At 70.7% G+C, this 22,577-nt stretch carries 22 protein-coding genes and 1 tRNA gene; 9 read left to right on the top strand and 14 right to left on the bottom strand.

Annotation, left to right across the window (positions count from 1 at the left end; genetic code table 11):
* Positions 1-33 precede the first annotated feature (33 nt).
* Positions 34-1,398, top strand: coding sequence for an Hsp70 family protein (locus tag OU415_RS05565; RefSeq protein WP_270947464.1), 1,365 nt, complete (start codon positions 34-36; stop codon positions 1,396-1,398).
* 19 nt (positions 1,399-1,417) lie between these two features.
* Positions 1,418-3,850 carry a helix-turn-helix transcriptional regulator gene (locus OU415_RS05560; protein ID WP_270947463.1) on the top strand — a complete coding sequence of 811 codons (2,433 nt, stop codon included), beginning with the start codon at positions 1,418-1,420 and terminating at the stop codon, positions 3,848-3,850.
* A 111-nt stretch (positions 3,851-3,961) separates the two neighbouring features.
* On the opposite strand, the gene OU415_RS05555 is transcribed toward OU415_RS05560, so the two are convergent.
* Together OU415_RS05555 and OU415_RS05550 are read right to left on the bottom strand one after the other, a co-directional pair.
* Positions 3,962-4,468, bottom strand: a complete 507-nt coding sequence (locus OU415_RS05555; RefSeq protein ID WP_270947462.1) for a hypothetical protein — start codon at positions 4,466-4,468, stop codon at positions 3,962-3,964.
* A gap of 206 nt (positions 4,469-4,674) precedes the next feature.
* A complete protein-coding gene (locus tag OU415_RS05550; protein WP_270947461.1) occupies positions 4,675-5,739 on the bottom strand; it encodes an alpha/beta hydrolase in 1,065 nt (354 codons plus the stop codon).
* Positions 5,740-5,907: 168 nt separating this feature from the next.
* On the opposite strand from OU415_RS05550, the gene OU415_RS05545 reads away from it, so the two are divergent.
* Positions 5,908-6,462: an NADPH-dependent FMN reductase gene (locus OU415_RS05545; RefSeq protein ID WP_270947460.1), complete on the top strand. Its 555-nt coding sequence runs from the start codon at positions 5,908-5,910 to the stop codon at positions 6,460-6,462.
* 79 nt (positions 6,463-6,541) lie between these two features.
* A complete protein-coding gene (locus OU415_RS05540; RefSeq protein ID WP_270947459.1) occupies positions 6,542-7,024 on the top strand; it encodes a Dps family protein in 483 nt (160 codons plus the stop codon).
* 8 nt (positions 7,025-7,032) lie between these two features.
* On the opposite strand, the gene OU415_RS05535 is transcribed toward OU415_RS05540, so the two are convergent.
* The 3 genes from OU415_RS05535 to OU415_RS05525 all read right to left on the bottom strand — a co-directional run bounded on the left by OU415_RS05535 (position 7,033) and on the right by OU415_RS05525 (position 9,504).
* The gene (locus tag OU415_RS05535; RefSeq protein WP_270947458.1) at positions 7,033-7,566 is read right to left on the bottom strand and encodes a DUF3558 family protein; all 534 of its coding nucleotides are present in this window, start codon (positions 7,564-7,566) and stop codon (positions 7,033-7,035) included.
* Positions 7,567-7,857: 291 nt separating this feature from the next.
* Positions 7,858-8,931, bottom strand: a complete 1,074-nt coding sequence (locus OU415_RS05530) for an NADH:flavin oxidoreductase/NADH oxidase (protein ID WP_270947457.1) — start codon at positions 8,929-8,931, stop codon at positions 7,858-7,860.
* 42 nt (positions 8,932-8,973) lie between these two features.
* Positions 8,974-9,504, bottom strand: a complete 531-nt coding sequence (locus OU415_RS05525; RefSeq protein ID WP_270947455.1) for a TetR/AcrR family transcriptional regulator — start codon at positions 9,502-9,504, stop codon at positions 8,974-8,976.
* 75 nt (positions 9,505-9,579) lie between these two features.
* Here OU415_RS05525 and OU415_RS05520 point away from each other — a divergent pair, with 75 nt between their 5' ends.
* Together OU415_RS05520 and OU415_RS05515 are read left to right on the top strand one after the other, a co-directional pair.
* On the top strand, positions 9,580-10,092 hold the full coding sequence (locus tag OU415_RS05520; RefSeq protein WP_270947454.1) for a GNAT family N-acetyltransferase: 513 nt from the start codon (positions 9,580-9,582) through the stop codon (positions 10,090-10,092).
* A 72-nt stretch (positions 10,093-10,164) separates the two neighbouring features.
* Positions 10,165-10,836 (top strand): class I SAM-dependent methyltransferase, encoded by a 672-nt coding sequence (locus OU415_RS05515; RefSeq protein WP_270947453.1) that lies wholly within the window; start codon positions 10,165-10,167, stop codon positions 10,834-10,836.
* A 49-nt stretch (positions 10,837-10,885) separates the two neighbouring features.
* Here OU415_RS05515 and OU415_RS05510 read toward each other — a convergent pair whose 3' ends face one another.
* Genes OU415_RS05510 through OU415_RS05500 form a run of 3 tightly spaced genes read right to left on the bottom strand, consistent with a single transcriptional unit; the run spans position 10,886 to position 13,940 of the window.
* Positions 10,886-12,718, bottom strand: a complete 1,833-nt coding sequence (locus OU415_RS05510; protein ID WP_270947452.1) for a S9 family peptidase — start codon at positions 12,716-12,718, stop codon at positions 10,886-10,888.
* 48 nt (positions 12,719-12,766) lie between these two features.
* Positions 12,767-13,249 carry a DUF1203 domain-containing protein gene (locus OU415_RS05505; RefSeq protein WP_270947451.1) on the bottom strand — a complete coding sequence of 161 codons (483 nt, stop codon included), beginning with the start codon at positions 13,247-13,249 and terminating at the stop codon, positions 12,767-12,769.
* 49 nt (positions 13,250-13,298) lie between these two features.
* The gene (locus OU415_RS05500) at positions 13,299-13,940 is read right to left on the bottom strand and encodes a TetR/AcrR family transcriptional regulator (protein ID WP_270947450.1); all 642 of its coding nucleotides are present in this window, start codon (positions 13,938-13,940) and stop codon (positions 13,299-13,301) included.
* 112 nt (positions 13,941-14,052) lie between these two features.
* Here OU415_RS05500 and OU415_RS05495 point away from each other — a divergent pair, with 112 nt between their 5' ends.
* The gene (locus tag OU415_RS05495) at positions 14,053-14,460 is read left to right on the top strand and encodes a hypothetical protein (protein ID WP_270947449.1); all 408 of its coding nucleotides are present in this window, start codon (positions 14,053-14,055) and stop codon (positions 14,458-14,460) included.
* Positions 14,461-14,510: 50 nt separating this feature from the next.
* Here the strand turns inward: OU415_RS05495 and OU415_RS05490 are convergent.
* Together OU415_RS05490 and OU415_RS05485 are read right to left on the bottom strand one after the other, a co-directional pair.
* Positions 14,511-14,584: transfer RNA gene (locus tag OU415_RS05490), tRNA-Pro, on the bottom strand.
* Between the two features lie 53 nt (positions 14,585-14,637).
* A complete protein-coding gene (locus OU415_RS05485) occupies positions 14,638-15,600 on the bottom strand; it encodes a metallophosphoesterase (protein ID WP_270947448.1) in 963 nt (320 codons plus the stop codon).
* Between the two features lie 68 nt (positions 15,601-15,668).
* On the opposite strand from OU415_RS05485, the gene OU415_RS05480 reads away from it, so the two are divergent.
* A complete protein-coding gene (locus OU415_RS05480) occupies positions 15,669-16,139 on the top strand; it encodes a GatB/YqeY domain-containing protein (RefSeq protein ID WP_270947447.1) in 471 nt (156 codons plus the stop codon).
* Between the two features lie 199 nt (positions 16,140-16,338).
* On the opposite strand, the gene OU415_RS05475 is transcribed toward OU415_RS05480, so the two are convergent.
* Both OU415_RS05475 and OU415_RS05470 read right to left on the bottom strand, forming a co-directional pair.
* The gene (locus OU415_RS05475) at positions 16,339-17,124 is read right to left on the bottom strand and encodes a siderophore-interacting protein (protein WP_270947446.1); all 786 of its coding nucleotides are present in this window, start codon (positions 17,122-17,124) and stop codon (positions 16,339-16,341) included.
* A gap of 221 nt (positions 17,125-17,345) precedes the next feature.
* A complete protein-coding gene (locus OU415_RS05470) occupies positions 17,346-19,760 on the bottom strand; it encodes a transglycosylase domain-containing protein (protein WP_270947445.1) in 2,415 nt (804 codons plus the stop codon).
* 247 nt (positions 19,761-20,007) lie between these two features.
* Here OU415_RS05470 and OU415_RS05465 point away from each other — a divergent pair, with 247 nt between their 5' ends.
* On the top strand, positions 20,008-20,307 hold the full coding sequence (locus OU415_RS05465; protein ID WP_270947444.1) for a WhiB family transcriptional regulator: 300 nt from the start codon (positions 20,008-20,010) through the stop codon (positions 20,305-20,307).
* A gap of 54 nt (positions 20,308-20,361) precedes the next feature.
* Here OU415_RS05465 and OU415_RS05460 read toward each other — a convergent pair whose 3' ends face one another.
* A complete protein-coding gene (locus tag OU415_RS05460; protein ID WP_270947443.1) occupies positions 20,362-21,498 on the bottom strand; it encodes an ArsA family ATPase in 1,137 nt (378 codons plus the stop codon).
* A complete protein-coding gene (locus OU415_RS05455) occupies positions 21,495-22,496 on the bottom strand; it encodes an ArsA-related P-loop ATPase (RefSeq protein WP_270947442.1) in 1,002 nt (333 codons plus the stop codon). The genes OU415_RS05460 and OU415_RS05455 overlap by 4 nt, the downstream gene beginning before the upstream one ends.
* Positions 22,497-22,577: the final 81 nt, after the last annotated feature.

Here is a 22,577-nt window from a genome sequence, read left to right as displayed (position 1 = left end):
GATGGTGGCCGATCGGTGACACGAAGGGATTGCATGCCTTACGTCCTGGGCGTTCATCTGGGTGCGACGGCGACGACGGCCGCCATCGCCCGCCGCGACGGCAGCCGCTGGGCTGCGGCGACGCCGGTCCCGCTGGCCGCGGGGCTGGTGGTGCCGACCGTGCTGTGCAAGGTGCAGGACGGGTCGTTCGTGGCCGGGGAAGCAGCCCAGCGGCAGGAGATCGCGCACCACGAGTGGGTGGCGAGGGGATTCACCGCGAGACTCGGCGACGACCTGCCGCTGCTGGTGGGCAGCGATTTCGTCCCCGCCCAGCGCTTGGTCGCGACCATGGTCGAGTGGGTCGCCGACGTGGTGGCGGGCAAGCAGGGGCACCCGGCCGAGCACATCGCGATCGCGCACAGCGCCACCTGGGGACCGCACCGGATCCGCCTCGTGCAGCAGGCCCTGGCGCAGCTCGGGCTGAACGAGGTCACGATGGTCCCGGAACCGCTGGCGGTGGCGCTGGACTACGTCGCCAAGCAGCGGGTTCCCGAGCACGAACCGATCGCGGTGGCCAACATCGGCGGCAGCGGGATGGATGCGACCGTGCTCCGCCGCAGGCAGCGCGGGTTCGAGGTGATCGGTTCCTCGCTGACCGCGGAGCACCCCAGCGGCCAGGACCTGGACGACGAGATCTTCGGCGCGGTGCGCGCGGAATTCGGCGACCAGCTCGACGCCCTGGACCTCGACGATCTCAACCACCGGGCGGCGCTGGCCCACCTGCGCGCCGAGTGCGTCCGGGCGAAGGAAGCGCTGTCGCACCAGGCCGGGGCGCAGATCAGGGTGGAACTTCCCGGCGTGCGCACCGAGTTCGCGATCTCCCGCGCCCGGTACGAGAAGCTCGTCCGACCCCACCTGGAGCGGGTGCCGGAATTGGTCCTGCAGGCGGTGCAGTCGGCGACGCTGTCCCAGGAGGATCTGGACGCGGTGGTGCTGGCCGGTGGCACGGCTCGGGTTCCGCTGCTCAAGCAGCTGGTCGCCGAGCGGTTGGCGGTGCCGCCGCAGGTCGACGTCTCGCCGGAGCTGGCGGCGGCCAGCGGTGCGGCATCGGCCGCGGTGCAGCTGCTCTCCACGGACAGCGAGGAGGGTTCGGTCTCCGAGACCAGCGTGCTGATGCGCATCGAGGGGTCGGACTTCGACGAGGAGGAGGTCGAGATCCCGGAGGCTCCGCGACCGCCGGTCGAGGTGGAGCCGATGCCGTTGGACCCCCCCGATGAGGATCGCAAGCGACGCTTCAAGATCATTAAGCTGTCGGTGGCGGCGGTGCTGATCATCGGCGGCCTGCTGCTCACCTTCTTCGGGCCGAATCCTCCGACGGGCGGCGGCTTGCTGGGGCTCTTCCAGCACATGCGCCAATGACGCAACAAGGACTGCAGGCGTGAACCAATCGACGACCTCCCTGCTGGACGGTCACGCGGCCGGGCTCCGGTCGGCGGTCGCCACGGCCCCGACCGCGCCCATCACCGCAGGTGTCCAAGGCCCTGGCGGCTACGGGAAGACCGCGCTGCTGGCCGAGCTCGCGCACGCCTACCGCGCCGCCGGGGTGCCGGTGCTCGGCGCGGCGGACCTGGACCGGGCGAGCGAGGGCGCGGTGCTGGTCGACGACGCGCACCGCCTCGACCCGTCCGTGCTCGGTCAGCTCGTCGAGGTCGCCCGGCAGCCGGGAGCGCGCCTGCTGGTCGCCTACCGGCCGGGTCCGCGGCCCGAGGCGCTGGCCGAGCTGATCGGCGAGCTCGGCGCGCCGGTGCTGCTCTCCCTGCTCAGCCAGGAAGAACTGGCCGTGCAGGTCGGAACCGCTCCTGCCGACTGGATTCGCTGGCTGCACGCGCAGACCGGTGGCGTTCCCCGCTACGTGAGCCGGGTGCTGGCCGCCGCCGAGCCGGGTGTCGCGAAACTCCCCGCGCGTGCGCTCGACCAGTTCCAGCACGACTTGGACCGGCTCGGCGAGGCCGGACGGGCGTGCGTGACGGCGATGGCGGTCGGCGCGACCCCGCACCCGGACCTGCTCGCGGCGCTGCTCGACCTGGACGCCGCGACGGTCGGAGCGGCGCTGTCGGCGGTGCGATCCGGGGGCATGGTGGTGGCCGACGACGTGCTGCTGCCGATCGTGCGGGCGGCCGTGCTGCGGCTGACGCCGTGGGAGCGCCGGCTCCAGATCACCCGCCGCCTGGTCGAAACCCAGCTGGCCCGGGGCGGTCCGGTGCTGCCGCTGGTCAGCCCGCTGCTCGGCGCCGAGGTCGCGTTGCTGCCGGAAGCGACGCTGGCCAAGGCCTTCGAACAGGCCGGGGAAGAAGCCCTGCTGGACGCGCCGGAGTTGGCGCCGCGCCTGTTCGACGCGGCTGTGTCGGCGGGCGCGCCGGCCGCTTCCCTGAGCGCGCGGCGCGCGCGGGCCGCAGCCGTGGCGGGGGAGCTGGACGAGGCGCTGCGGCTGGCGGATCAGGTGATCGTGGACTCCGCGGTGCCGGACCGGGAGATCGGCGTGCAGGTCGCGGCGAGCGTGCTGGCGCAGCGCGGATTGCTGGAGCGGTCCGCGGAGATGTGCCGCTGGTCGGTGGGGCGGCTGCGGTGGGCGGGTGACCGGGAGTTCGCGGCCGTCGGCCTGATCGGGGTCGGGCGGTTGGCCGATGCCGACGACGTGCTGGGGTCGTCCGACGACGCCGGTCCGCCGACGTCGATGACCGGCGCTGCTGTCCAATTGGCCGCTGGGGTCCGGGAATCCGTCACGGGATCGGCTTCTGCGGCGCTGTCCGCGCTGGTGCGCGCGGCGTCGTTGTCGGAGCCGGTGGGGCGAGGCGTGCTGCTGCCGGATTCGCCCGCGTCGGTGGCGGCGCTGGTCGCCCTGCACTGCGGAGAACTGGACGTCGCCGAGTCCACATTGGACCGTGCGATCGGTTCCGGTGCCGGAGGCCCGCTGCTGAGCGCCCGGCACCGCCTGCTGGCGGCGTGGTTGCCGCTGGTGCGCGGCGACACGGTGGCCGCGCGCGCGAAGCTGCCGACGGGTACGACGACGGCCCGGGACCGGCTGCTCGCGACCGCGATCGAAGCCGGAATCGCCAGCCGGGACAACGACATGGCGGCGCTCGCCGCCGCCCGCGGCCAGGCCCGCCAGGTCATCGCAGAGCACTCGGTGGACCTGTTCGCGCTGATGCCGCTGGGGGAGCTGGTGGTCGCGGCGGCCCGCCTGCGCGACCTGGACTGGATCGACCCCTACCTGACCGAGGCGCTGTCCCTGCTCGAACGCCTGGGAAACCCTCCGCTGTGGACGTCGATGCTGACTTGGAAGCGCCTCCAGGCGTCGATCGTGCTCGACGAGCTGGACACGGCCCAGCAGCGCTCGGCGGAACTGTCCGGCATGGCCCACCACAACCCGCTCGCAGCGGCGATGGCGGAAGCTTCCCGAGTATGGCTGGGAATCCTCGCCGGCCAGGTCGACCAGGACGAAGTGGAACGAACCGCACGCGCCCTGCATGCAGCGGGTCTCGCCTGGGACGGCGCCCGCCTAGCGGGCCAAGCGGCGATCCGCACGGCAGACCGCCGAGCGATGCTCGCCCTCCTGGAATGCGCCCGAGCGCTGCAGGGCAAACCACCCCGCCCGCGCGCAGTCCGCGGCGACGAGAACGGCCTGCTCAGCGAACGCGAGAAGGAAGTGGCCGAACTGGTCCTGGCGGGCCTGACCTACAAGCAGGTCGGCAAACGCCTCTTCATCTCGGCGAAAACGGTGGAACACCACATAAGCCGGATCAAACAACGCCTCGGCTGCACCAACCGAGAAGACCTCCTCAACCGCCTCCGAGAACACCTCAGCCAGTAGCGCAAGCTGCCGGCCTGTTCGTGAGTGGTTTGGGGCGCCATGACACCCCAAACCACTCACGAACCCACCACCGCGGGTGCCTGTCGACCTAGCTGGACAGGCCGGTGTGATTCAGAGTTTCCCCATCACCAGGCCGCGCCAAGTCCATCCGGCACCGGTGACGGCTTCCTGCAAGGGAGACTTCAACTCGCCTGCGGAAAACGTTCGTCGGGATTCCTCGGCCAACTTTCCCTGCCCGTCACGCGCGAAGGTGGCGTTGTAGGACTTCTTGTTGATCTGGCCCCGTGCGCACCTCAACGCCAACGTCAGTTGCGGAGTTCCCCGCATCCACGTGACTGACCACTCCTGGTCCGCAGAACGAACCTGGTGCCTCGACGCATCCAGCCGCATCAACGTCCTGCCGACCGTCGCCGCATTGCCGAAGTAGCCGTACCAGTTCGCATCGGCGATCTTCCACTCGGCGACCAAGTCGACGTTCTCCGGTCGCCCGTCACGAACCACGAACGGCCTGTCCGGCCCGTTGACACCGAGAAGTGCTGCGCGCACGGCCGCGACGGACTGCGGTGAAATCTCGCTCAAGGGTCGTTTGGTCCCGGTGAGCCAGTCAAGCAGTCCCATCGCACCTCCTGCATGAGTTCCAGGTGGAGCTGGCCGGAGAACTCCTCGGCCAGTAGTACAAGCTGCTCCGCCCTGTCGTGACCAGGCTCGTGAGTGGTTTGGGGCGCTATGACACCCCAAACCACTCACGAACGAGCTCGGCGCAGCGCAGTGATTCCCGTGAGTCTTTTGGGCTGTCATGGCAGCCCAAAAGACTCACGGGTGCGTCAGCGCTTCTGGAGGGAGAGGCCGGCTCGGAGGGAGCCGACGATCTCGAAGAGGGCTTCCTGGAAGCGGGTTCCGATGGCGCGGAGGTTGACGAAACCGTGGATCAGGTCCGGGAAGCGGCGGCTGATCACCGGCACGCCCGCCTCGGCCAGCCGGGCCGCGTAGGCCTCGCCCTCGTCGCGCAGCGGGTCGAAACCGGCCGTGACCACGCAGGCCGGGGGCAGTCCGCTGAGGTCCTCGGTCAGCAGGACCGACAGGCGCGGGTCGTCGCGCAGGCTCTCGTCGGGCTGGTAGTGGTCCATGAACCAGGTCGTGTCCTCTTCGGTGATCAGGAAGCCGCGCCGGAACAGCTTCCGGGACGGGCGGCTCGTGGTGGCGTCCGTCGCCGGGTAGATCAGCAGCTGGAACGCCGGGTCGGTCAGGTCGGACCGGGCGGCGATCTGGCACACCGCGGCCGCCATGTTGCCGCCCGCGCTGTCCCCGCCGACCGCGATCGCGTCGCTGCTGGTGCCCAGTTCGGCGGCGTTGTCGACGGCGTAGCGGTAGGCGTCGAGGCAGTCGTCCAGCGCGGCCGGGAAGCGGTGTTCGGGGGCGAGCCGGTAGTCGACCGACAGCACCCGGACGTCGGCGTGCTTGGCCAGGAACCGGCACACGTCGTCGTGGCTGTCCAGGTCGCCGATGACCCAGCCACCACCGTGGAAGAACACCAGCAGCGGGCTGATCCCGGTGAGCTCCCGCGGCCGGTACAGCCGGGCACCCAGGTCGCCGTGCTCGGTCGGGATCTGCCGGTCGGCGACCACCACCCCGTCGATCGGCGCCGAGTTGATGCGGGTCCCCCGGCGCATGGCGGCGCGGGCCAGCTCCGGCGTGGGGGCCGAGAGCTTCTCCTGCCCGCTGAGCTTCTGCAGCTTGAGCAGCAGCTGGGCGTCCAGGGCGAGCTCCTGGTCGTCCAGGCGGATGGGCGACCCGGCGATGAGGCGACGCACGGGACGGGGCAGGGCGAAGATGCCGTGGACCGCCGCGGCCTCCAGCATCGGTCGCACCTGGTCGAGGACGTTGGGCATGGGCGTGGACCTCCCCGGGAAGGCAGCAGGGCGGGATAGAGGCTACCCGCTAGTAGGTGTGTTCCAGGACACCGCTCGCGGCTTTGACCTCGACCCGACTCGAAGTCGTAGCGTGGCGAGGTCCGACGGGGGAGACAGGCGCGGCGAGCGGGTGGAAGGATCTGTGCAATGACGGTGACCGTGGTGGGAATCGGCGGCTCGGTGCGACCGGACTCGCAGTCCGAGCGCGCACTGCACGCCGCGCTGGCGGGGGCCAGGGAGGCCGGCGCCAAGGTCCACGCGATCACCGGCAGCAGCCTGGCTCTGCCGTTCTACGACCCGCATCTGACCGAGCGCACCGACAACGCGCTGGAGCTGGTGGAGGCGCTGCGCAGCGCCGACGGCGTCATCCTCGCCTCGCCCGGCTACCACGGAACCGTCTCCGGTCTGATCAAGAACGCCCTGGACTACGCGGAGGACCTGCGCGACGACGAGCGGCCCTACCTGGACGGCCGGGCGGTCGGCTGCATCGGCATCGCCCACGGCTGGCAGGCCACGGTCACCACGCTGCAGGCGCTGCGCTCCGTGGTGCACGCGCTGCGCGGCTGGCCGACCCCGCTCGGCGGCGCGGTCAACTCCGCCGAAACGCACTTCGAGTCCGGCGGCGACTGCGCTGATCAGAAGGTCGCCGGAATCCTGCGCACGATCGGCCACCAGGTCGTCGACTTCGCCACCCGCTCCTGAGCGCTCCGAAATGCGGGGGTGCGCGGTGCGCAGGACCCTCGGAGCGAAGTAGCTCGCGTCCGGGGAGGTTGCACCGATCATGGCCCAGAAGTCTCCGATCACCAGCCCGCTCAACGACCAGGACCAGGACGTCACCGGCAAGCTGCTGCAGGCGACGCTGCTCGACTTGATCGACCTGCACCTGGTGGCCAAGCAGGCGCACTGGAACGTCGTCGGCCGCTTCTTCCGCGACGTGCACCTGCAGCTCGACGAACTGGTCGACACCGCGCGCGGCTTCGCCGACGACGTCGCGGAACGCGCCGCGGCCATCGGCGTCTCACCGGACGGGCGGGCCGCGACGGTGGCCGCGGGCTCCGGGTTGCCGAAGTTCGAGCCGGACTGGCGCAGCGACAAGTCGGTCATCGAGTCGATCACCGACGCGCTGGGCGAACTGGTCGGCCGCCTGCGCGTCCGCATCGACGAGTCGGACAAGACCGACCTGGTGACCCAGGACCTGTTCATCGCGATCGCCGCGGACCTGGAGAAGTCCCGCTGGATGTGGCAGGCGCAGATCAAGTCCTGACCGCGGCACTACGGCAGGTTGGGCTCCAGGACCTGGGCGACCTGCAAGGCCTTGTCGCAGGTCTCGGCGTCGGCCGGGCCGTTCTCGGCGGTGTACTTGATCTCCACCGAGACCGAGCCGTCGCCGGCGCCGACGATCTGGCGGCACCAGGAGAACTCCGCCCCGCTGGGCACGGCGCTGATGCCGGGGTGGGTGCCGACCTGGTTCGGCTGGAAGGCGTTGAAGCCGCCGCGCTGGGCCTTCCAGGCCGCCAGGTCGGTCTGCTCCGCCTTGGAGATCCGCAGCAGGTACTCGTCGTCGCCCCGGAAGTCGCAGCCGACCTCGCCGTTCTCGTCGACCGGTTCCCCGGGCGCGGTGACTCCGACGTGCTGGAGATCGCTCTGGGAGAGCGCTGAGCACGGGTCGAACGCGGCCAGCGATGGGCCGACGAACGGTTCGTCGTCACCTGGATGCGCGCCGTGGTCCGAGCTGGTCCCGCACCCGGTGAGCAGGAAGCCGGTGACGGCCAACGCAGCTGCGGCTGTGACTGGTGTTGTACGCATGCCCATCTTCACGTTCTAGGAGTTCTTGGGAAGAGGCTACGCGAATCGAACACCGCAGGGGCAACTTCGAACGAGCCCGTTCCCTGAACTCCACGTGTCGATTGGGCAGGTCCAACACCTGTGGACAGATCACCCGCCCGGTCGACGGCTTCCGCGAATTCAATGGAATTTCGACCTCCGATTTCCATTGAATTTGCGTCACCGCGGGCCGCTGGACCCCGGAGGTCCACAGTGGAGGAAAGGTGCCTTCCGCCGGTGGGGTCGGCGGGAGGCACCTCCTACCTCGGGTGATCAGATGCGGCGGGCGCGCTCGTACTGCTTCGGCCAGATGTTGTCCGCGTGCAGCCGGTCGGCCGCGCGGAGCGGCCAGTGCGGGTCGCGGAGCAGCTCGCGGCCGAGCAGGACCGCGTCCGCCGAGCCCGAAGCGACGATCTCCTCCGCCTGCTCCGGCGAGGTGATCAGGCCGACCGCCGCGGTCGGCACCTCCGCCTCGGCGCGCACCTGGCGGGCGAAGCGCACCTGGTAGCCGGCGCTGACCGGGATGTCGGCCTTCGGCACCGCGCCGCCGGTCGAGGCGTCCACCAGGTCGACCCCGCGCTCGGCGAGCAGGCGGGACAGCCGCACCGAGTCCTCGCCGGTCCAGCCGCCCTCGACCCAGTCGGTCGCCGAGATCCGCGCGAACAGCGGCCGGTCCGCCGGCCACGCCTCGCGGACCGCGTCGGTGATCTCCAGCAGCGCCCGCACCCGGTTGTCGAAGTCGCCGCCGTAGCGGTCGGTGCGGTCGTTGACCAGCGGCGAGTAGAACTGGTGCGCCAGGTAGCCGTGCGCGAAGTGCAGCTCGATCACGTCGAACCCGGCCGCTTCGGCCCGGCGGGCGGCCGCCGCGAACTGGGCGGGCAGCTCCGCGACCTCGGCTTCGGTCAGGGCGCGCGGCGCGGCGAGGTTGCCGAAGGCCTTGTCGGTCGAGCTGACCGTCTCCCAACCGCCCTCGGAGACCGGAACGGTCTGCCCGCCCTCCCACGGCGCGGAGGTGGACGCCTTGAATCCGGCGTGCGCGAGTTGCACGCCCGTCGCCGCGCCCTGCGCGTGCGCGAAGTCGTTGATCCGGCGCCAGGCCGCGACCTGCTCGTCGTTCCACAGGCCGGTGTCACCGGGGCTGATCCGGCCTTCCGGGACCACGGCGGTCGCCTCGGCGATGATCAGCCCGGCGCCGCCGGTGGCGAACTGGCCGAGGTGCACCAGGTGCCAGTCGTTCGGCACACCGTCGGTCGCGGAGTACTGGCACATGGGCGAGACCCAGGCGCGGTTGCGGATGGCGAGGTCGCGCAGCTTGATCGGTTCGAAGAGATGGCTCACGACAGGCATCGACAACCGCGCGGAACGAGATATTCCGATCTGCTGGCCATCTCACATGGTGGCCAGCAGCGCTTCGAACGCGGCGTCCGCGCGCTCCACGTCCCCGGTGGCCAGCAGGTCGAGGACCAGTCCGCGCAGCGCCGCCAGGACCAGGGTGGCGTCGGTTCCGGAGCCGCCGAGGGCGCGCTGGAGGGGCGGCAGCCATTCGCGGACGCTGGCCTCGGCGAAGCCCTCCCAGGCGCCGCCGCGCAACGAGCGCGCGTAGCTCTCGAAGAAGAACCGGGTCACGTCGTGGTGCGCCGGGTCGCTGAGCCAGCGCCACAGCGCCCGCAGCGCTTCGGCCCGGTCCCGGCAATCGGCGAGGGTGTCGGCGAGCAGCCGGAGCTGGACGTCGCGGGCGTAGCGGTGCACTTCGCGGACCAGGCCTTCCTTGGACCCGAAGAAGTACAGCAGCATGCGCGGGCTGGAGCCGACCGCTGCCGCGAGCGGGCGCAGCGAGGTCTCCGAAAGGCCGTGCGCGGCGGAGTAGTCCAGGAGCTTCACGAGCAGTTCGCCGCGGCGTCCCTCGTCCTGCTCGGTCATCGTCGCCCTCTGTTCCGGTCCCGGTCGGACTGCTAGCCTACGAGTGAAACGACTGTTTCACCACAGGAGCGGGACATGGCTTCCGAGATCACCATCCGGACCGGTCCGAGACCGGGCGACCTGGGCACCGTCCTGGCCATGCACGGCAGGTTCTACGCGCGCGAGCACTGCTTCGACGAACGCTTCGAGGCGCACGTCGCCAGCGGCCTGGCCGCTTTCGCCGCAGCGCTCGGCGAAGCCCGCGACGAACCGGGCGCCGATCCGGGGCGGCTGTGGATCGCCGAGCGGGACGGCGAGGTCGTGGGCACCGTCGGGCTCACCGACGAAGGCGCGGGCACCGCGCAGCTGCGGTGGTTCCTGGTGTCGCCCGAGGTGCGAGGTGCCGGCGTCGGCAGGCAGCTGATCGGCGCCCTGCTCGACCACGCGCGGGAGCGGGAGTTCAAGCAGGTCCGGCTGTGGACGGTCGGTCAGCTGGAAGCCGCGGCGCACCTCTACCTCGACGCCGGATTCCGCTGCGTCGAGCGGAAACCGGTCCGGCAGTGGGGGCAGCAGCTCGACGAGCTGGAGTACCGGCTCGACCTGGTCTGACGACCGGGAACAGGACCTCCATCGGGCCGGAAGCCCCTGGTAGAAGGCCTGCGAGCCGCGCATTCTGCGGGTATGGCACCGCAGGTCAACGCGGTGCGCGCCCAGTGCCACTACAAGCGCGCGGACGTGCCCGCGCCGGTGGAGATGCTCCACCGCTTCCGCACCCTGACCGGTAGGAGAGCCGCCGGTCGGGTCCTCGACGAGGGCGCGTTCGCCCCGGAAGACCTGCTCGGCTACCGCCACGTCCGCCAGCTCGTGCTGATCGGCGCGACAGCGGAAGCCGGCCGCGCCCGCAGCGACCTCGGGACGGAACAGATCGACGCCGCCCCGGAGCAGCTGCCGTTCCCGGACGACACCTTCGACGCGGTCGTCGACCGCTTCTCGCTGTGCTGCGCGGAAGAACCCCGCGCGGTGCTGCGGGAGGTCAGCCGCATCCTGCGCCCCGCCGGGCTGTTCCTGTTCCTCGAGCACACCCGAGCCCCCGGCGTGGTCGGGCAGGCCCAGGACAAGGCGCAGGAGATGCTGCGGGGAACCCGGCGCTGCAGCCTCAACGTGGAAGTCCTGTCCCAGGTGCAGCTGGCGGGGATGGTGGTGCGCCGAGCCGACTGGTTCTGGCCCGCCGCGCACGTGCGCGTCCCGCTGGTCCAGGGCGTCGCCACCCACGCCGACCCGCAGCACGAGCGGGAGCTGAGCTGGCTCCGAAACTCCCACCGCGTGGGAGAAATCCCCTGGCCGGAGCCGTGAGCTCCGGTCCGGCAGACCCCGCCGGGCGAGGCCTGCCGGACCGGGGTGATCAGCCCAGGCCGACGGCGCGGCGGGCGAAGTGGATCTCCGCCGCCACCTGGCGCAGCGTCTCCGCCACCACCAGCGAACCGTGGCCCGCGTCGTAGCGGTAGAACTCGAACGGGATGTCCCGCTGCCCCAACCGGTCCAGGTAGTTCAGGATCTGCTGGATCGGGCAGCGCGGGTCGTTGTCCCCGGCCAGCACCAGCGTCGGCACCCGAACCTGGTCCACGTAGGTGATCGGGGAGGCCTTCTCGTACACCTCCGGCACGTCCTCCGGTGCACCGCCGAACAGCGCGCGGTCGTAGGCCCGCAGCGGCTCCATCTCGTCGGCGTAGGCCGAGACGTAGTCGGCCACCGGAACACCGGCGACACCGCCTGCCCACCGCTCCGGCTGCGTGCCCAGCGCCAGCAGCGTCAGGTACCCGCCCCAGGACGCACCGGCGACGATGCTCAGCGACGGGGTCGTCAACCCGGCCTCGACGGCCCAGTCGTGCACCCGCGCGACGTCCTCGAGCTCGGTCAGCCCCGGCCGTCCCTCGATCGCGTCGCGCCAGGGCGAGCCGTAGCCGGTGGAGCCCCGGTAGTTGATCTCCACCACCGCGAACCCGGCGTCCAGCCAGGCCGCGCGGTAGGCGGAGAACCGGTCCTCGTCGGCCGCGTGCGGACCGCCGTGCAGGTTGAACACCGTCGGGATCGGCCCGTCCCCGGCGCCGGCCGGGCGCGCGACCAGCGCGTGGACGGTGTCGTTCGGCCCGTACGGCACCTCGACGAACACGTCGCTGACGGCTTCCGAGCCCGGCGGCCGGTCACCGGGCGGGGTCAGCAGGACCTGGTCCTCGCCGTCCGCGGAAACCGTGCGGATCAGCGACGGGGTCGCCGCCGACGACCACGCGTACTCCACCGCGTGGTCCGGCCGCACCGACGCGCCCGCCACCGTGCCCGGTGGCGTGGCCAGCTCGGTCAGCGTCTTGTCCGCCAGGTCGTAGCGGTGCATGGTGGTCCGCGCGTGGTGGGTGTGCGCGATCAGCAGCGACTTGCCGTCCGGGTACCAGTCCGCCGAGACCTCGCCGGGCAGGTCGAGCTCGATCTCGGTCTCGGTGTCCGCCGCGACGTCCCAGATCAGCAGCTCCTCCTTGCCGCGGCGCTCGTGCAGCACCAGCAGCCGGGGGTCACCGGTGACCGGCGCGAACTCCAGCGCGTCCAGCCCTTTGCCCGGGCCGTCCCACTTCTCGCCGACCTCGGAACCGTCGGTGCGCAGCACCCGCAGCGCCGGGTGCCGGCTGTCGCCGTGCTCGGAGTGCGAGATCACCAGCATCGACTCGTCCCAGGACATCGCGGACAGCCCGCCGTCCTGCTCGTGCTCGTAGAGCACCTCCGGACGGCCGTCGCGCACCACCCACACCGTCACGCCGTCATCGGTGGACATCCCCATGCCGATCACCGACCGGCCCAGTTCCAGACCGGCCGGGTAGCCGGGGTGCGTGCCCGGCAGCGCCGGCTTCGCCTCGCCCGAGGCGAACGGCTCCACCCGCCAGCTGCCGAACTCGTCGCCGTCGGTGTCGTCGAACCACCAGATCTGCTCGCCGTCCGCGGACAGCGTGCCGTGGAACGTCCCGTTCGGGCGGTCGGTCACCTGGCGGTGCTTGTCCGCGTCGCGGTCCCACGCGTAGAGCTCCCAGGTGCCGCTGAAGTTCGACACGTACAGGCTGCGCTGCGGGGCGTCGCGGGCCCAGTCCGGCAGCGACACGCGCGGCGCGCTGAAGCGGGCCCGCCACCGGGCCTCCCGCTCGGGGTCGTCGAAAAGCTTCTCGGGGATCTTCGCCTCGGGGTAGGTGCTCACGCCCCGATAGTGCCCGATGCGCCCTCGACCTGCGGAGCCGACAGGCGCTCAGCGCCGCACTTCGAACAGGAAGCACCCGTGCTCGACGGCCCGCACGTGGACCAGCGCGACCTCGGGGTCCAGCAGCAGGTCATCGGCGGTGCGCTCGGAGAGCGCGGTCTTGCCGTCGAGCAAGCTGCCGCCGAGGATCTCGCCGTTGCCGTTGTAAGCGCGGAGAACCCGGCGGTCGCCGCGCAGCGGCTCCGGCCACTCCGGGCCTTTCGGTCCGTCGCAGGCCTCGGCGTGGATGAAGACCGGCCCGACCTCTTCGTACGCGCCCGGTTCGGCGTCGTTGTCCCGGGCCCAGCGCCGCAGCGGCGCGTAGGAGACCAGCGCGATCCGCTCGCCCGGCCTGCTCCGCCGCAAGCAGCAGCGCAGCGGCTGGCCGTACTCGTCGTCCTCGATGCGGATCTGGGGTTCCCGCCCGGCGTCATCGGACTTGCGAAGTTCATCCAGCACGTCGGGTTCGATGGGCAGCACGCGGAAGGTCATGACTCGATCGTTGCCGCTGAGAACCGCCGGAGCTGGCGGGAAACCGCCATCACGCCTGGTCCGGCAGCTCCGACGGGTCGACGGCCACGGCGCGCAGCCGGTTCAGCACGGCCCGGGCGGCCTTGTCGTAGCAGGTGAACTCGTCGTGCAGGACGGACTCGGCGTTGGCCATCTCCAGGAACGCGGCGAGTTCGAAGACCAGCTGCCCGATGTCGGCGTCGGGAACCACGCCGCCCGCCTGCTGCGCCTCCAGCGCGGTCCGCTCGAGGTGGCCCAGCCAGTCGGAGCGGGCGGTGACCAGGGCGTCGTGGACCTTGCCGCTGCGGGCGTCGAACTCGGCCGAGGCGGCGTAGAAGAAGCAGCCGCCCGGGAAGACCCGTTCCCGGGAGTAGGTCAGCCAGCTGTCGCAGGTGCGCCGCAGGCGGTCGATGCCCGGTGGCGCGCTGCGGGCGGGCTCGACGACGTGCTCGACGAAGATCCCGGTGGCCGCGGCGATGGTGGCGAGCTGGAGGTCCTCTTTGGACCCGAACAGCGCGAACACCCCGCTCTTGCTGAGCTCGAGCTCGTTCGCGAGACGCCCGAGGGACAGCCCGTCGAGGCCCTCGACGGAGGCCAGGTCCACCGCGCGGCGGAGGACCAGCTGACGGGTCTGGTTGCCGCGCTCGATCCGCCGGTCTGCCACGTCGTCCACCTCTCCTGCGCTTGGCACCCGAGTCTAGCGAGAAAAGGTGGACGACCGTGCGGTCAACTCGCTATAAAGAAGCACGAACGACCGTGCTGTTTGTTTTGCGAGGAGAGACGCCATGACCGACATCTGGTTCGCGCGCTGGAAGTCCGGCCCCGCGAGGGCTTCGGCGGCCGGCGGTGATCCCGTCGTCGTGAGCGTCACCGAGTTCACGCCGCGCCGGCCGTGGACCGCGCTCGGCGTGTGCGTCCGCGGAACCGCCCTGCGCAGGATCTGGCCAGACCTCGAAGGCGCGGTCGGGGTGTGGCTGTGGCTGGAGCTCGGCCAGCTGCACCCGCGAGCGGGCGCGGTCTCGGTGTGGCGCGGCGAAGCGGACCTGCGGCGCTTCGTGGGCCGCCGCGATCACGTGCAGATCATGCGCGCCTACCGCGACCGCGGTGCGATGCGCTCGACGACCTGGCTGGCGGACCGGTTCGACCCGCCCGCGGTGCGAAAAGCGGCCCGTGACTGGATATCCGGGACCTAGGAACATGAGAAGGGCCGTGGGCGGAAACCCGGCCAAGGCCCTTCTCTGCGTCGGGGTGGCGGGATTTGAACCCACGACCTCTTCGACCCGAACGAAGCGCGCTCCCAAGCTGCGCCACACCCCGATACTTCAGCGGAGGAGCATCTCGGGTGCTCGCCCCAACCGCTGAAGAGTACTTTACCGGACGCTCTCACCCGTCCCGAACGGGGTCCCCTTATTGATGTTTTCGCTGGTAGAAGCCGACTTTTCAGAGCGGGGCAGCAGGGTCAGCAAAGTCGCCTCCGGCGGGCAGGCGAACCGCACCGGCGCGTACGGCGACGTGCCCAGCCCCGCCGAGACGTGCAGGTGCATCCGCTCGCCCCAGGTGGACGCGCCGCGCGCCCGGGGACGGTCGAGATCGCAGTTGGTCACCAGCGCGCCGTAACCCGGCAGCCGCAGCTGGCCGCCGTGCGTGTGCCCGGCCAGCACCAGGTCGTAGCCGTCCTCGGCGAAGCTGTCCAGCACGCGCGGCTCGGGGGAGTGCGTCACGCCGAGGCGCAGCTGCACGCCTTCCGGCGGTGCTCCGGCGATCAGGTCGTAGCGGTCGGCGTGCAGGTGCGGGTCGTCCAGGCCGGCGATGTGGATCCGGACCCCGGCGACCTCGATCTCGTGGCGCCGGTGCGTCGCGTCCAGCCAGCCGCGCTCGGCCATCGCCGCGCGCAGGTCGCGCCACGGCAGGGGATCGCCGTGGATGCGCTTGGTCTTCGACGACGGCAGCAGGTAGCGGGCCGGGTTCTTCGCGGTCGGCCCGTAGTAGTCGTTGCTGCCGAAGACGAAGATGCCCGGCCGGTCCAGCAGCGGACCCATCGCGCGCAGCGCCGCAGGCACCGCCTGCGGGTGCGCGAGGTTGTCGCCGGTGTTGACCACCAGATCCGGGTCGAGGTCCACCAGCTCGGACACCCACCGCTGCTTGGACCGCTGGTTCGGCGTCATGTGCAGGTCGGAGATGTGCAGCACCCGCAGCGGGGCAGTGCCCTCGTCGAGCACCGGCAGCGAGACCTGCCGCAGCGTCCAGTGCCGCCGCTCGATCGCTGCCGAGTAGGTGACCGTCGCGGCGCCGAGAGCGCCCGCGCTGAGCAGAAATCGCCCGAACTTGTTCACCCCACCAACCCTACGTCGACACGGCGGACCGCGTGTCCGGCCCATCCGCGCGGCGGGATAATCGACACATGGCCGAGCTCAAGGACAAGCTGCGGGCGGATCTCTCCGCCGCGATGAAGCAACGCGACACCGTCGTCACCGGAGTGCTGCGGATGGTGCTGGCCGCCGTCGGCAAGGAGGAGGTGGCCGGCAAGCAGGCGCGCGAGCTCACCGACGAAGAGGTGCAGCGCGTGCTGAGCAAGGAGGCCAAGAAGCGCGAGGAGGCGGCCGAGGCGTTCGGCGGTGCCGGGCGCGCGGAGCAGGCCGAAGCCGAGCTCGGCGAGGCGGAGATCATCCGCCGCTACCTGCCGAAGCCGCTGGGCGACGACGAGCTGGCGCAGCTGGTCAAGGACGCCGTCGGCGAGGTCGAGGCGGAACTGGGCGAGCGCCCGGGCATGAAGCAGATGGGCCAGGTCATGAAGGCGGCCAACGCGAAGGTCGCGGGCCGCGCCGAAGGCGGCAAGGTCGCAGCCCTCGTCAAGACCGAACTCGCCAGCTGATCGAACTCGCCGGCTGACCGCCGCCCGCTGTTCCAGTTCCGTCTCGCTGGTACAGAACCACAGTTTCAATTGAAACTGCAAAACCCACCCACGACAGATCGCAGTTTCAATTGAAACTGTGGTCCGAGGTGCAGGTCGTGAGCGGGGATGGTGGTTGTTGCCGCCGTTCGCGCTCACGACCTCGGGGCGCGGGTGGTGGTCAGTCGTCGGCGGTGTTCCGGCGCCAGTAGGCGAGGGCGTAGAGGCGGCGGCGTTCCAGGCCGAGCTCGCGCTGGCAGTGCTCCCGGAGTTCGTGGACGATCTCGGCTTCCGCGCCGATCCAGACGTGCGGGTTCGGGCCGAGCTCGGCCGCGCGGACCGCGTCGACGAGCAGCGTGCTGTCCTCGGCGGCGGTGCCGTCGCGGTGCAGCCAGTGCCACTCCACCTGGGCCGCCGAGTCGATCTCCTGCTCTTCTGCGGCATCGGCGACCTCGGCGAAGACCTGCACCTTCGCCTCGGCGGGCAGCTCCTCCAGGATCGCCGACATCGCGGGCAGCGCCGTTTCGTCGCCGACCAGCACCAGCGGGTCCGCGTCGGCCTGCGGCTGGTACGCGGGGCTCGGGCCGACCGTCACGATCTGCTCGCCCGGCGTCGCCTGCGCCGCCCACGCGCTGCCCGGGCCGTCGTGGTCGTGCACCACGAAGTCGATCGACAGCTCCTGCCGCTCCGCGTCGAACGAGCGGACCGTGTAGGTGCGCTGCCGGGGCTGCTGCTCGCGGGGCAGCGCGAACACCTCGGCGCGGGTCCGACCCAGCGGCATCGGCTGGCCGGGCTGCGCCAGGCACAGCTTGATCCGCTGGTCGCTGCCGTTGCTGACGAAGTCGGCGAGCTCCTCCCCGCCGAGCACGACCCGCACCATCCGCGGCGTGATCCGCTCCGCGGACCGAACCTCCAGCAACCGGTACCGAGATCGTGCGCGCCTGGTGCTCACCTGCGTGTTCGTCACACGACCGAGTCTAGGAACCCCCACCAAGACCCCATCCCTGGCACCGCCCCGCGCAATCCCAACGAGGTTCCCCAGGCGCGTTCTGCGCGGCGGTGCCTCGACCGCGGTCAAAATTCCATTGAAATCGGACCTCCGATTTCAATGGAGTTTGCGGGAGTTGCCCACGGGGGTGGAGACGGCAGTGCGGGCGCCTCCGGTCTGGAGACGCCCGCACTGGTCGGTCACGGTGGGAAGTTGTCCGGCGAGTTGGGTGGATTCGGTTGCTCCGGTGGTGGCGCCGGCGGCTGCTCCGGTGGCGGCCCGGGCGCCGTCGGCTGGGGCGGTGGCTTCTCTGGCGAGGGCGGCGGGACGTAGCCCGTGCTCACCGACAGCGTCACGGTCTCGCCCGGCAGCGCGAAGCCGCGCGGCGTCTGGCTGACCACCAGGCCCTGCTTGCGCGCGCTGTTCACCGAACGCTCCTGGACCTTGTAGCCCGCCTTCTGCAGCGCCTCGGTGGCCCGGTTCGAGGTCATGCCGACGACGTTGGGCACCTGGAACTCGTCGCCGCCGTTCTCGTAGCGCTCGATGGTCGGCGGCAGCTGCGCGACCGGCAGGCCCTCGTGGATGACGTTCATCGCGTCGAACCAGGTCCGCGCCGGGACCTTGCCGCCGTAGATGTTGCCGCCGTTGACCCCGCAGAGCCGCGGCGGATCGGTGTCGCAGATGCCCTGCGGCGAGGTGCCGTCGCTGAAGGTCAGCACCGCCCCGGAGTACTGCGGGGTGGCGCCGAGGAACCCGGCGGACTGGTACGACTCGGTGGTCCCGGTCTTGCTCGCCAGCGGACGGGTCCAGTGCGCTCCGGACGCCGCCGCGGCCGCCGTGCCGCCGGGCTTGTCGTCCTGGCTCATGCCGACCGCCAGCGCGTTCGCCAGCGGCTCGTCGACGACCTGCTCGCACGGGTCCTCGGTGATCGACACCGGGTTGCCGTTGCGGTCCAGGATTTGCTCGATCGGCGTCGGCGGGCACCAGGTGCCGCCGCTCATGATCGTCGCGCCGACGTTGCTGATCTCCAGCGGGCTGGTCGGCGCGTACCCGAGGGTGAACGCACCGATGTTGTGCTGCTTGACGAAGTCGGCCTGCGAGACGCCGCTGGAGCCGTTCGCCCCGAGCGGATCACCGGAGGCGGTGTAGTTCTGCAGCGTCTGCCGCATGCCGAGCCGCACCGCCATGTCCACCGTCTGGTCCAGCCCGGCGCGCTCCTCCAGCGCGACGAACGCGGTGTTCGGCGAGGTCGCCAGGGCCTTCTGCAGGGTCCGCGGGCCCGGTGACACGCCTTCGGCGTTGCCCACGGTGTAGGGCGCGGTGCCGTTCTTGTAGACCGACGAGGTGTAGCTGCCCGGAGCTTGGATGGTGTTGTAGATGCCCATCCCCTTCTCCATCGCGGCGGCCGAGGTGAACACCTTGTAGACCGACCCGGCACCGAACTTGATCACCCCGCTGGGCAGCGCGTACGCGGTCTGCCCCTGCGAGGCGTCGAGGCCGAAGTCCCGGTTGGCGACCAGTGCGCGCACCCGGTGCTTCTCCTTGCCGGGTTCGACCACGCTCATCACGTTGGCGATGCCCTTGGTCGTCTTCGGCACGCCCTTCTCGGCGGCGGCCTTGGCGGCGGTGGTGGCCTTCTCGTCCAGCGTGGTGCGGATCGTGTAGCCGCCGGTCCGGAGCTGCTCCTCGGTGAACCCGGCGCGTTCGAGGTAGTCGATGACGTACTTGCAGAAGAACCCGTCGGCCGGGCCGGCGCCGACGCAGCCGTTGGGGATGCTCTGCAGCGGCTGGACCAGGCCGAGCGGCGAGTTGCGCGCCTCGTCGGCGGCCTCCGGGGTGATCCGCTGCTGGTCCTCCATCGCCTTGATCACCAGGTTGCGCCGGTTGAGCGCCTCGTCGGGGTTGTTCTCCGGGTTCAGCGCGCTGGGGCTGTTCACCATGCCCGCCAGCAGCGCGGCCTGCGCGATGGTCAGCTGGTCCGGGGTGGTGCCGAAGTAGGTGCGGGAGGCCGCGGAGATGCCGTACGCCTGGTTCCCGTAGGGCACCACGTTGAGGTACCGGGTGAGGATCTCCTCCTTGGACAGCTGCTTCTCCAGCTGGAGGGCGATCCGCATCTCGCGCAGCTTGCGCGCCGGGGTCTGCTCGATGGCCTTGTGCTGCTTGACCGGGTCGCCGCCGGCGACCACGTGCACCAGGTAGTTCTTCACGTACTGCTGGGTGAGCGTGGAACCGCCCTGGGAGATGCCGCCGGAGACCTGGTTGGTCATCGCGGCGCGCAGCGTGCCCGCCCAGTCGACGCCCTGGTGGTCGAAGAACCGCCGGTCCTCGATGGCCACGATCGCGGCCTTCATGGTGTCGGCGATCTGGTCCGGGGCGGCCGGGGTCCGGTCCTGGTCGAACAGGTAGGAGATCGGCCTCCCGTCCTTGTCTGTGACCGTCGTCACAAGCGGAGGTTCCTTGGTCATCAGGTCCGCCGAGATGCTGTTCACCGCATCGCTGGCCCGGTTGGAGACCACGCCGAGTGACCCCGTTATCGGGAACAACAATCCGGCGACCAGTACGCCGGCCAGCACACACAGACCGAAAAGCTTCAACAAGCCGTCCCGGACACGCACTGCGCCAGCCTAAATCGGAACCCGTTCGTGACGGAGTGTCACGGGAGAAGTCCGCCCGATGTGATGAGTTCGAAAGATAACGGAGCGACAACCCTTGGTTGGTTGTGGAACCGAGGGGCTCTACAGTCCGTCTACGTCCAGCGACAGCACTGCTGCGGAAGACGCGTACCGCCGCAGCATCCGGTGCCGGGGGGCTCCGGACGAAATACGGTCGCCGACGATCCAGTGAGGAGCTGGGGGAACTCATATGTTCGAGCAGGGGGACTGGCGGGTAACCGCCGCTTGCCGTGACCAGAATCCGGACCAATTGTTCGTTCGCGGTGCGGAGCAGCGCAAAGCGCGAATGGTGTGCTTCGGCTGCCCGGTCCGCACCGAGTGCCTGAGCGAGGCTCTCGACAACAAGATCGAATTCGGCGTGTGGGGTGGAATGACGGAGCGGGAGCGCCGTGCGCTGCTGCGTCGTCGTCCCGATGTCCGCAACTGGCGTGAATTGCTGGAAGCGGCTCGGCAGCAATACGTCGATTTCGACGAGTACCAGGTGAGCTAGTTCATTCGGGTCGGGCCGGGCAATTCCACCGCGGATTGTCCGGCCCGAAACCTGTTATTCACCCGCGAGCCTGCGGCCTATCTCCCGCAGGCCCGCCAAATCGTGCACATCGGACGGAAGTGCCGGAACTCCGACCAGCGCCACGTCCGGGTGAGCTCGGGTGAACCGGGCCAACAACCGCTTCTCCCGTTCGGCGATGGCCACGCGATCGGCGTGCACCCGCAGCGCGGCGGAAGCCATCGGCGCCGAACCGTCCGACTCGACCTCTTCGGCGACCGCCGTCGCGCGCGCCCCGGCCAGCCCGGCGAACACCGGGTGAGTCCGGTTGGCGACCAGCCCGACCAGCGGCATCTGCTCGCCCGCCAGGCGTTCCACGAAGTAGCTGGCCTCCCGCAGCGCGTCCGGTTCGGGGGCTGCGACCACCAGGAACGCCGTGCCGGGGGAGCGCAGCAGCCGGTAGGTCTGCTCGGCGCGCTCCCGGAACCCGCCGAAGGTCGAGTCGAAGGCCTGCACGAACCTCGCCGCGTCGGCCAGCAGCTGCCCGCCGATGATCGTCGAGACCGCCTTCGCGAAGATCCCGAACCCGGCCCCGACGATCTTGCGCAGTCCTTTGCCGCCGACCCGCGCCGGACTGGACAGCATCTTGATCAGCCGCCCGTCCAGCACGGTGGACAGCCGCTGCGGCGCGTCCAGGAAGTCCAGCGCCGACCGGCTCGGCGGGGTGTCCACCACGATCAGGTCCCACTGGCCGGACGCCGACAGCTGCCCCAGCTTCTCCATCGCCATGTACTCCTGCGTGCCGGAGAAGGACGTGGAGATCGTTTGGTAGAAGGGGTTGTTCAGGATCTGCTCGGCGCGTTCCTGCCCGGCGTGCGCGAGCACCATGTCGTCGAAGGTGCGGCGCATGTCCAGCATCATCGCGTTGAGGTCCCCGGCCGGGTCGAAGCCCTCCACCACCTGCTTCGGCTGGTTGCCGAGTTCCCGCAGGCCGAGGGCCTGGGCGAGCCGCCGCGCCGGGTCGATGGTGAGCACCGCGGTCTTGCGGCCGCGCTCGGCCGCGCGCACCGCCAGCGCCGCCGCGGTGGTCGTCTTGCCGACGCCGCCGGATCCGCAGCAGACGATGACGTGGGTGCTCGGGTCGTCCAGCAGGGCGTCGACGTCGACCTGCGAGGGCCGCATCGGTTCGCTCATCGGGGGCTCCGGATGCCGTGTTCGGTGAGTATCTCGGCCAGTTCGTAGAGCTCGGCGACGTCGATCCCGGCGGTCAGGTCGGGCAGCGCGACGGTGGGCAGGTCGGTCTCCTCGAGCTGGCGGCGAGCGCTCTGCTCGGTGCGCACCCGGATCGCGTGCTCGATCGTCTCGTGCACCAGCCCGTCGAGCTCGTCGTCCGCCAGGTTCAGCCCGGCGGCCTTCAGCCCGGCCCGCACCTCGTCGGCGTCGACCCGGCCCTCGGCGGCGTCCGCGACGGAACCGTCGGGGATCCGGTTGGGGCGGACCCGGTTGCACAGCACTCCGCCGGGGCGCAGGTCGGCGGCGTCGAGCTCGGCGACCGCCTCCAGGGTTTCGCGCACCGGCAGCTCTTCCAGCAGCGTCACCAGGTGCACGACGGTGTCGCTGGAGTGGACCAGCCGCACCACGCCGTCGCTGTGATCGCGGATCGGCCCGACCTTGGCCAGGTCGGCCATGGCACGGGTGACGTCGAGGAACTTGACCACCCGCCCGGTCGGCGGCGCGTCGACCACCACCGCGTCGTAGACGTGGCGGCCGCGCTCGTCGGTGCGGCCGACGCACTCCTTGATCTTCCCGGTGAACAGCACGTCGCGGAGTCCCGGCGCGAGGGTGGTGGCGAACTCGATGGCCCCCATCTTGCGCAGCGTGCGCCCGGCGAAGCCGAGGTTGTAGAACATCGACAGGTACTCCAGCAGCGCAGCCTCGGCGTCGATGGCCAGCGCGCGGAGCTCGCCGCCGCCGGGAGCTGCGGCGATCCACTCCTCGGAGTAGGGCAGCGGCGCGGTGTCGAAGAGCTGGGCGATGCCCTGGCGGCCCTCGACCTCGATCAGCAGCACCTTGTGACCGCCGGTCGCCAGGGCCAGGGCGAGCGCGGCCGCGACGGTGGTCTTGCCGGTGCCGCCCTTGCCGCTGACCACGTGCAATCGGGCCTGGTTCAGCTCCCCGTTCCAGTCGGTCACGCGATCAGAGTAGGTCCCGGGTCGGTGAAATGTCTCCGGGTCGCTCGACGAGCCCCGTTCCGATCACGGCGTTCGAGGATC

Source organism: Saccharopolyspora oryzae (assembly GCF_027853915.1).
GTDB lineage: Bacteria > Actinomycetota > Actinomycetes > Mycobacteriales > Pseudonocardiaceae > Saccharopolyspora > Saccharopolyspora oryzae.
Note: the sequence above shows the minus strand (reverse complement) of the source record. Positions and strands in the feature narration are given on the sequence as shown.

Bases quoted from the DNA above. Each gene is read 5' to 3' on its own strand.
- OU415_RS05520 (WP_270947454.1), top strand. From the start codon at position 9,580: ATGGCTTCCGAGATCACCATCCGGACCGGTCCGAGACCGGGCGACCTG.
- OU415_RS05480 (WP_270947447.1), top strand. From the start codon at position 15,669: ATGGCCGAGCTCAAGGACAAGCTGCGGGCGGATCTCTCCGCCGCGATG.
- OU415_RS05555 (WP_270947462.1), bottom strand. From the start codon at position 4,468: ATGGGACTGCTTGACTGGCTCACCGGGACCAAACGACCCTTGAGCGAG.
- OU415_RS05535 (WP_270947458.1), bottom strand. From the start codon at position 7,566: ATGCGTACAACACCAGTCACAGCCGCAGCTGCGTTGGCCGTCACCGGC.
- OU415_RS05525 (WP_270947455.1), bottom strand. From the start codon at position 9,504: ATGACCGAGCAGGACGAGGGACGCCGCGGCGAACTGCTCGTGAAGCTC.
- OU415_RS05465 (WP_270947444.1), top strand. From the start codon at position 20,008: ATGTTCGAGCAGGGGGACTGGCGGGTAACCGCCGCTTGCCGTGACCAG.
- OU415_RS05545 (WP_270947460.1), top strand. From the start codon at position 5,908: ATGACGGTGACCGTGGTGGGAATCGGCGGCTCGGTGCGACCGGACTCG.
- OU415_RS05550 (WP_270947461.1), bottom strand. From the start codon at position 5,739: ATGCCCAACGTCCTCGACCAGGTGCGACCGATGCTGGAGGCCGCGGCG.
- OU415_RS05505 (WP_270947451.1), bottom strand. From the start codon at position 13,249: ATGACCTTCCGCGTGCTGCCCATCGAACCCGACGTGCTGGATGAACTT.
- OU415_RS05540 (WP_270947459.1), top strand. From the start codon at position 6,542: ATGGCCCAGAAGTCTCCGATCACCAGCCCGCTCAACGACCAGGACCAG.
- OU415_RS05460 (WP_270947443.1), bottom strand. From the start codon at position 21,498: ATGAGCGAACCGATGCGGCCCTCGCAGGTCGACGTCGACGCCCTGCTG.
- OU415_RS05515 (WP_270947453.1), top strand. From the start codon at position 10,165: ATGGCACCGCAGGTCAACGCGGTGCGCGCCCAGTGCCACTACAAGCGC.
- OU415_RS05565 (WP_270947464.1), top strand. From the start codon at position 34: ATGCCTTACGTCCTGGGCGTTCATCTGGGTGCGACGGCGACGACGGCC.
- OU415_RS05495 (WP_270947449.1), top strand. From the start codon at position 14,053: ATGACCGACATCTGGTTCGCGCGCTGGAAGTCCGGCCCCGCGAGGGCT.
- OU415_RS05530 (WP_270947457.1), bottom strand. From the start codon at position 8,931: ATGCCTGTCGTGAGCCATCTCTTCGAACCGATCAAGCTGCGCGACCTC.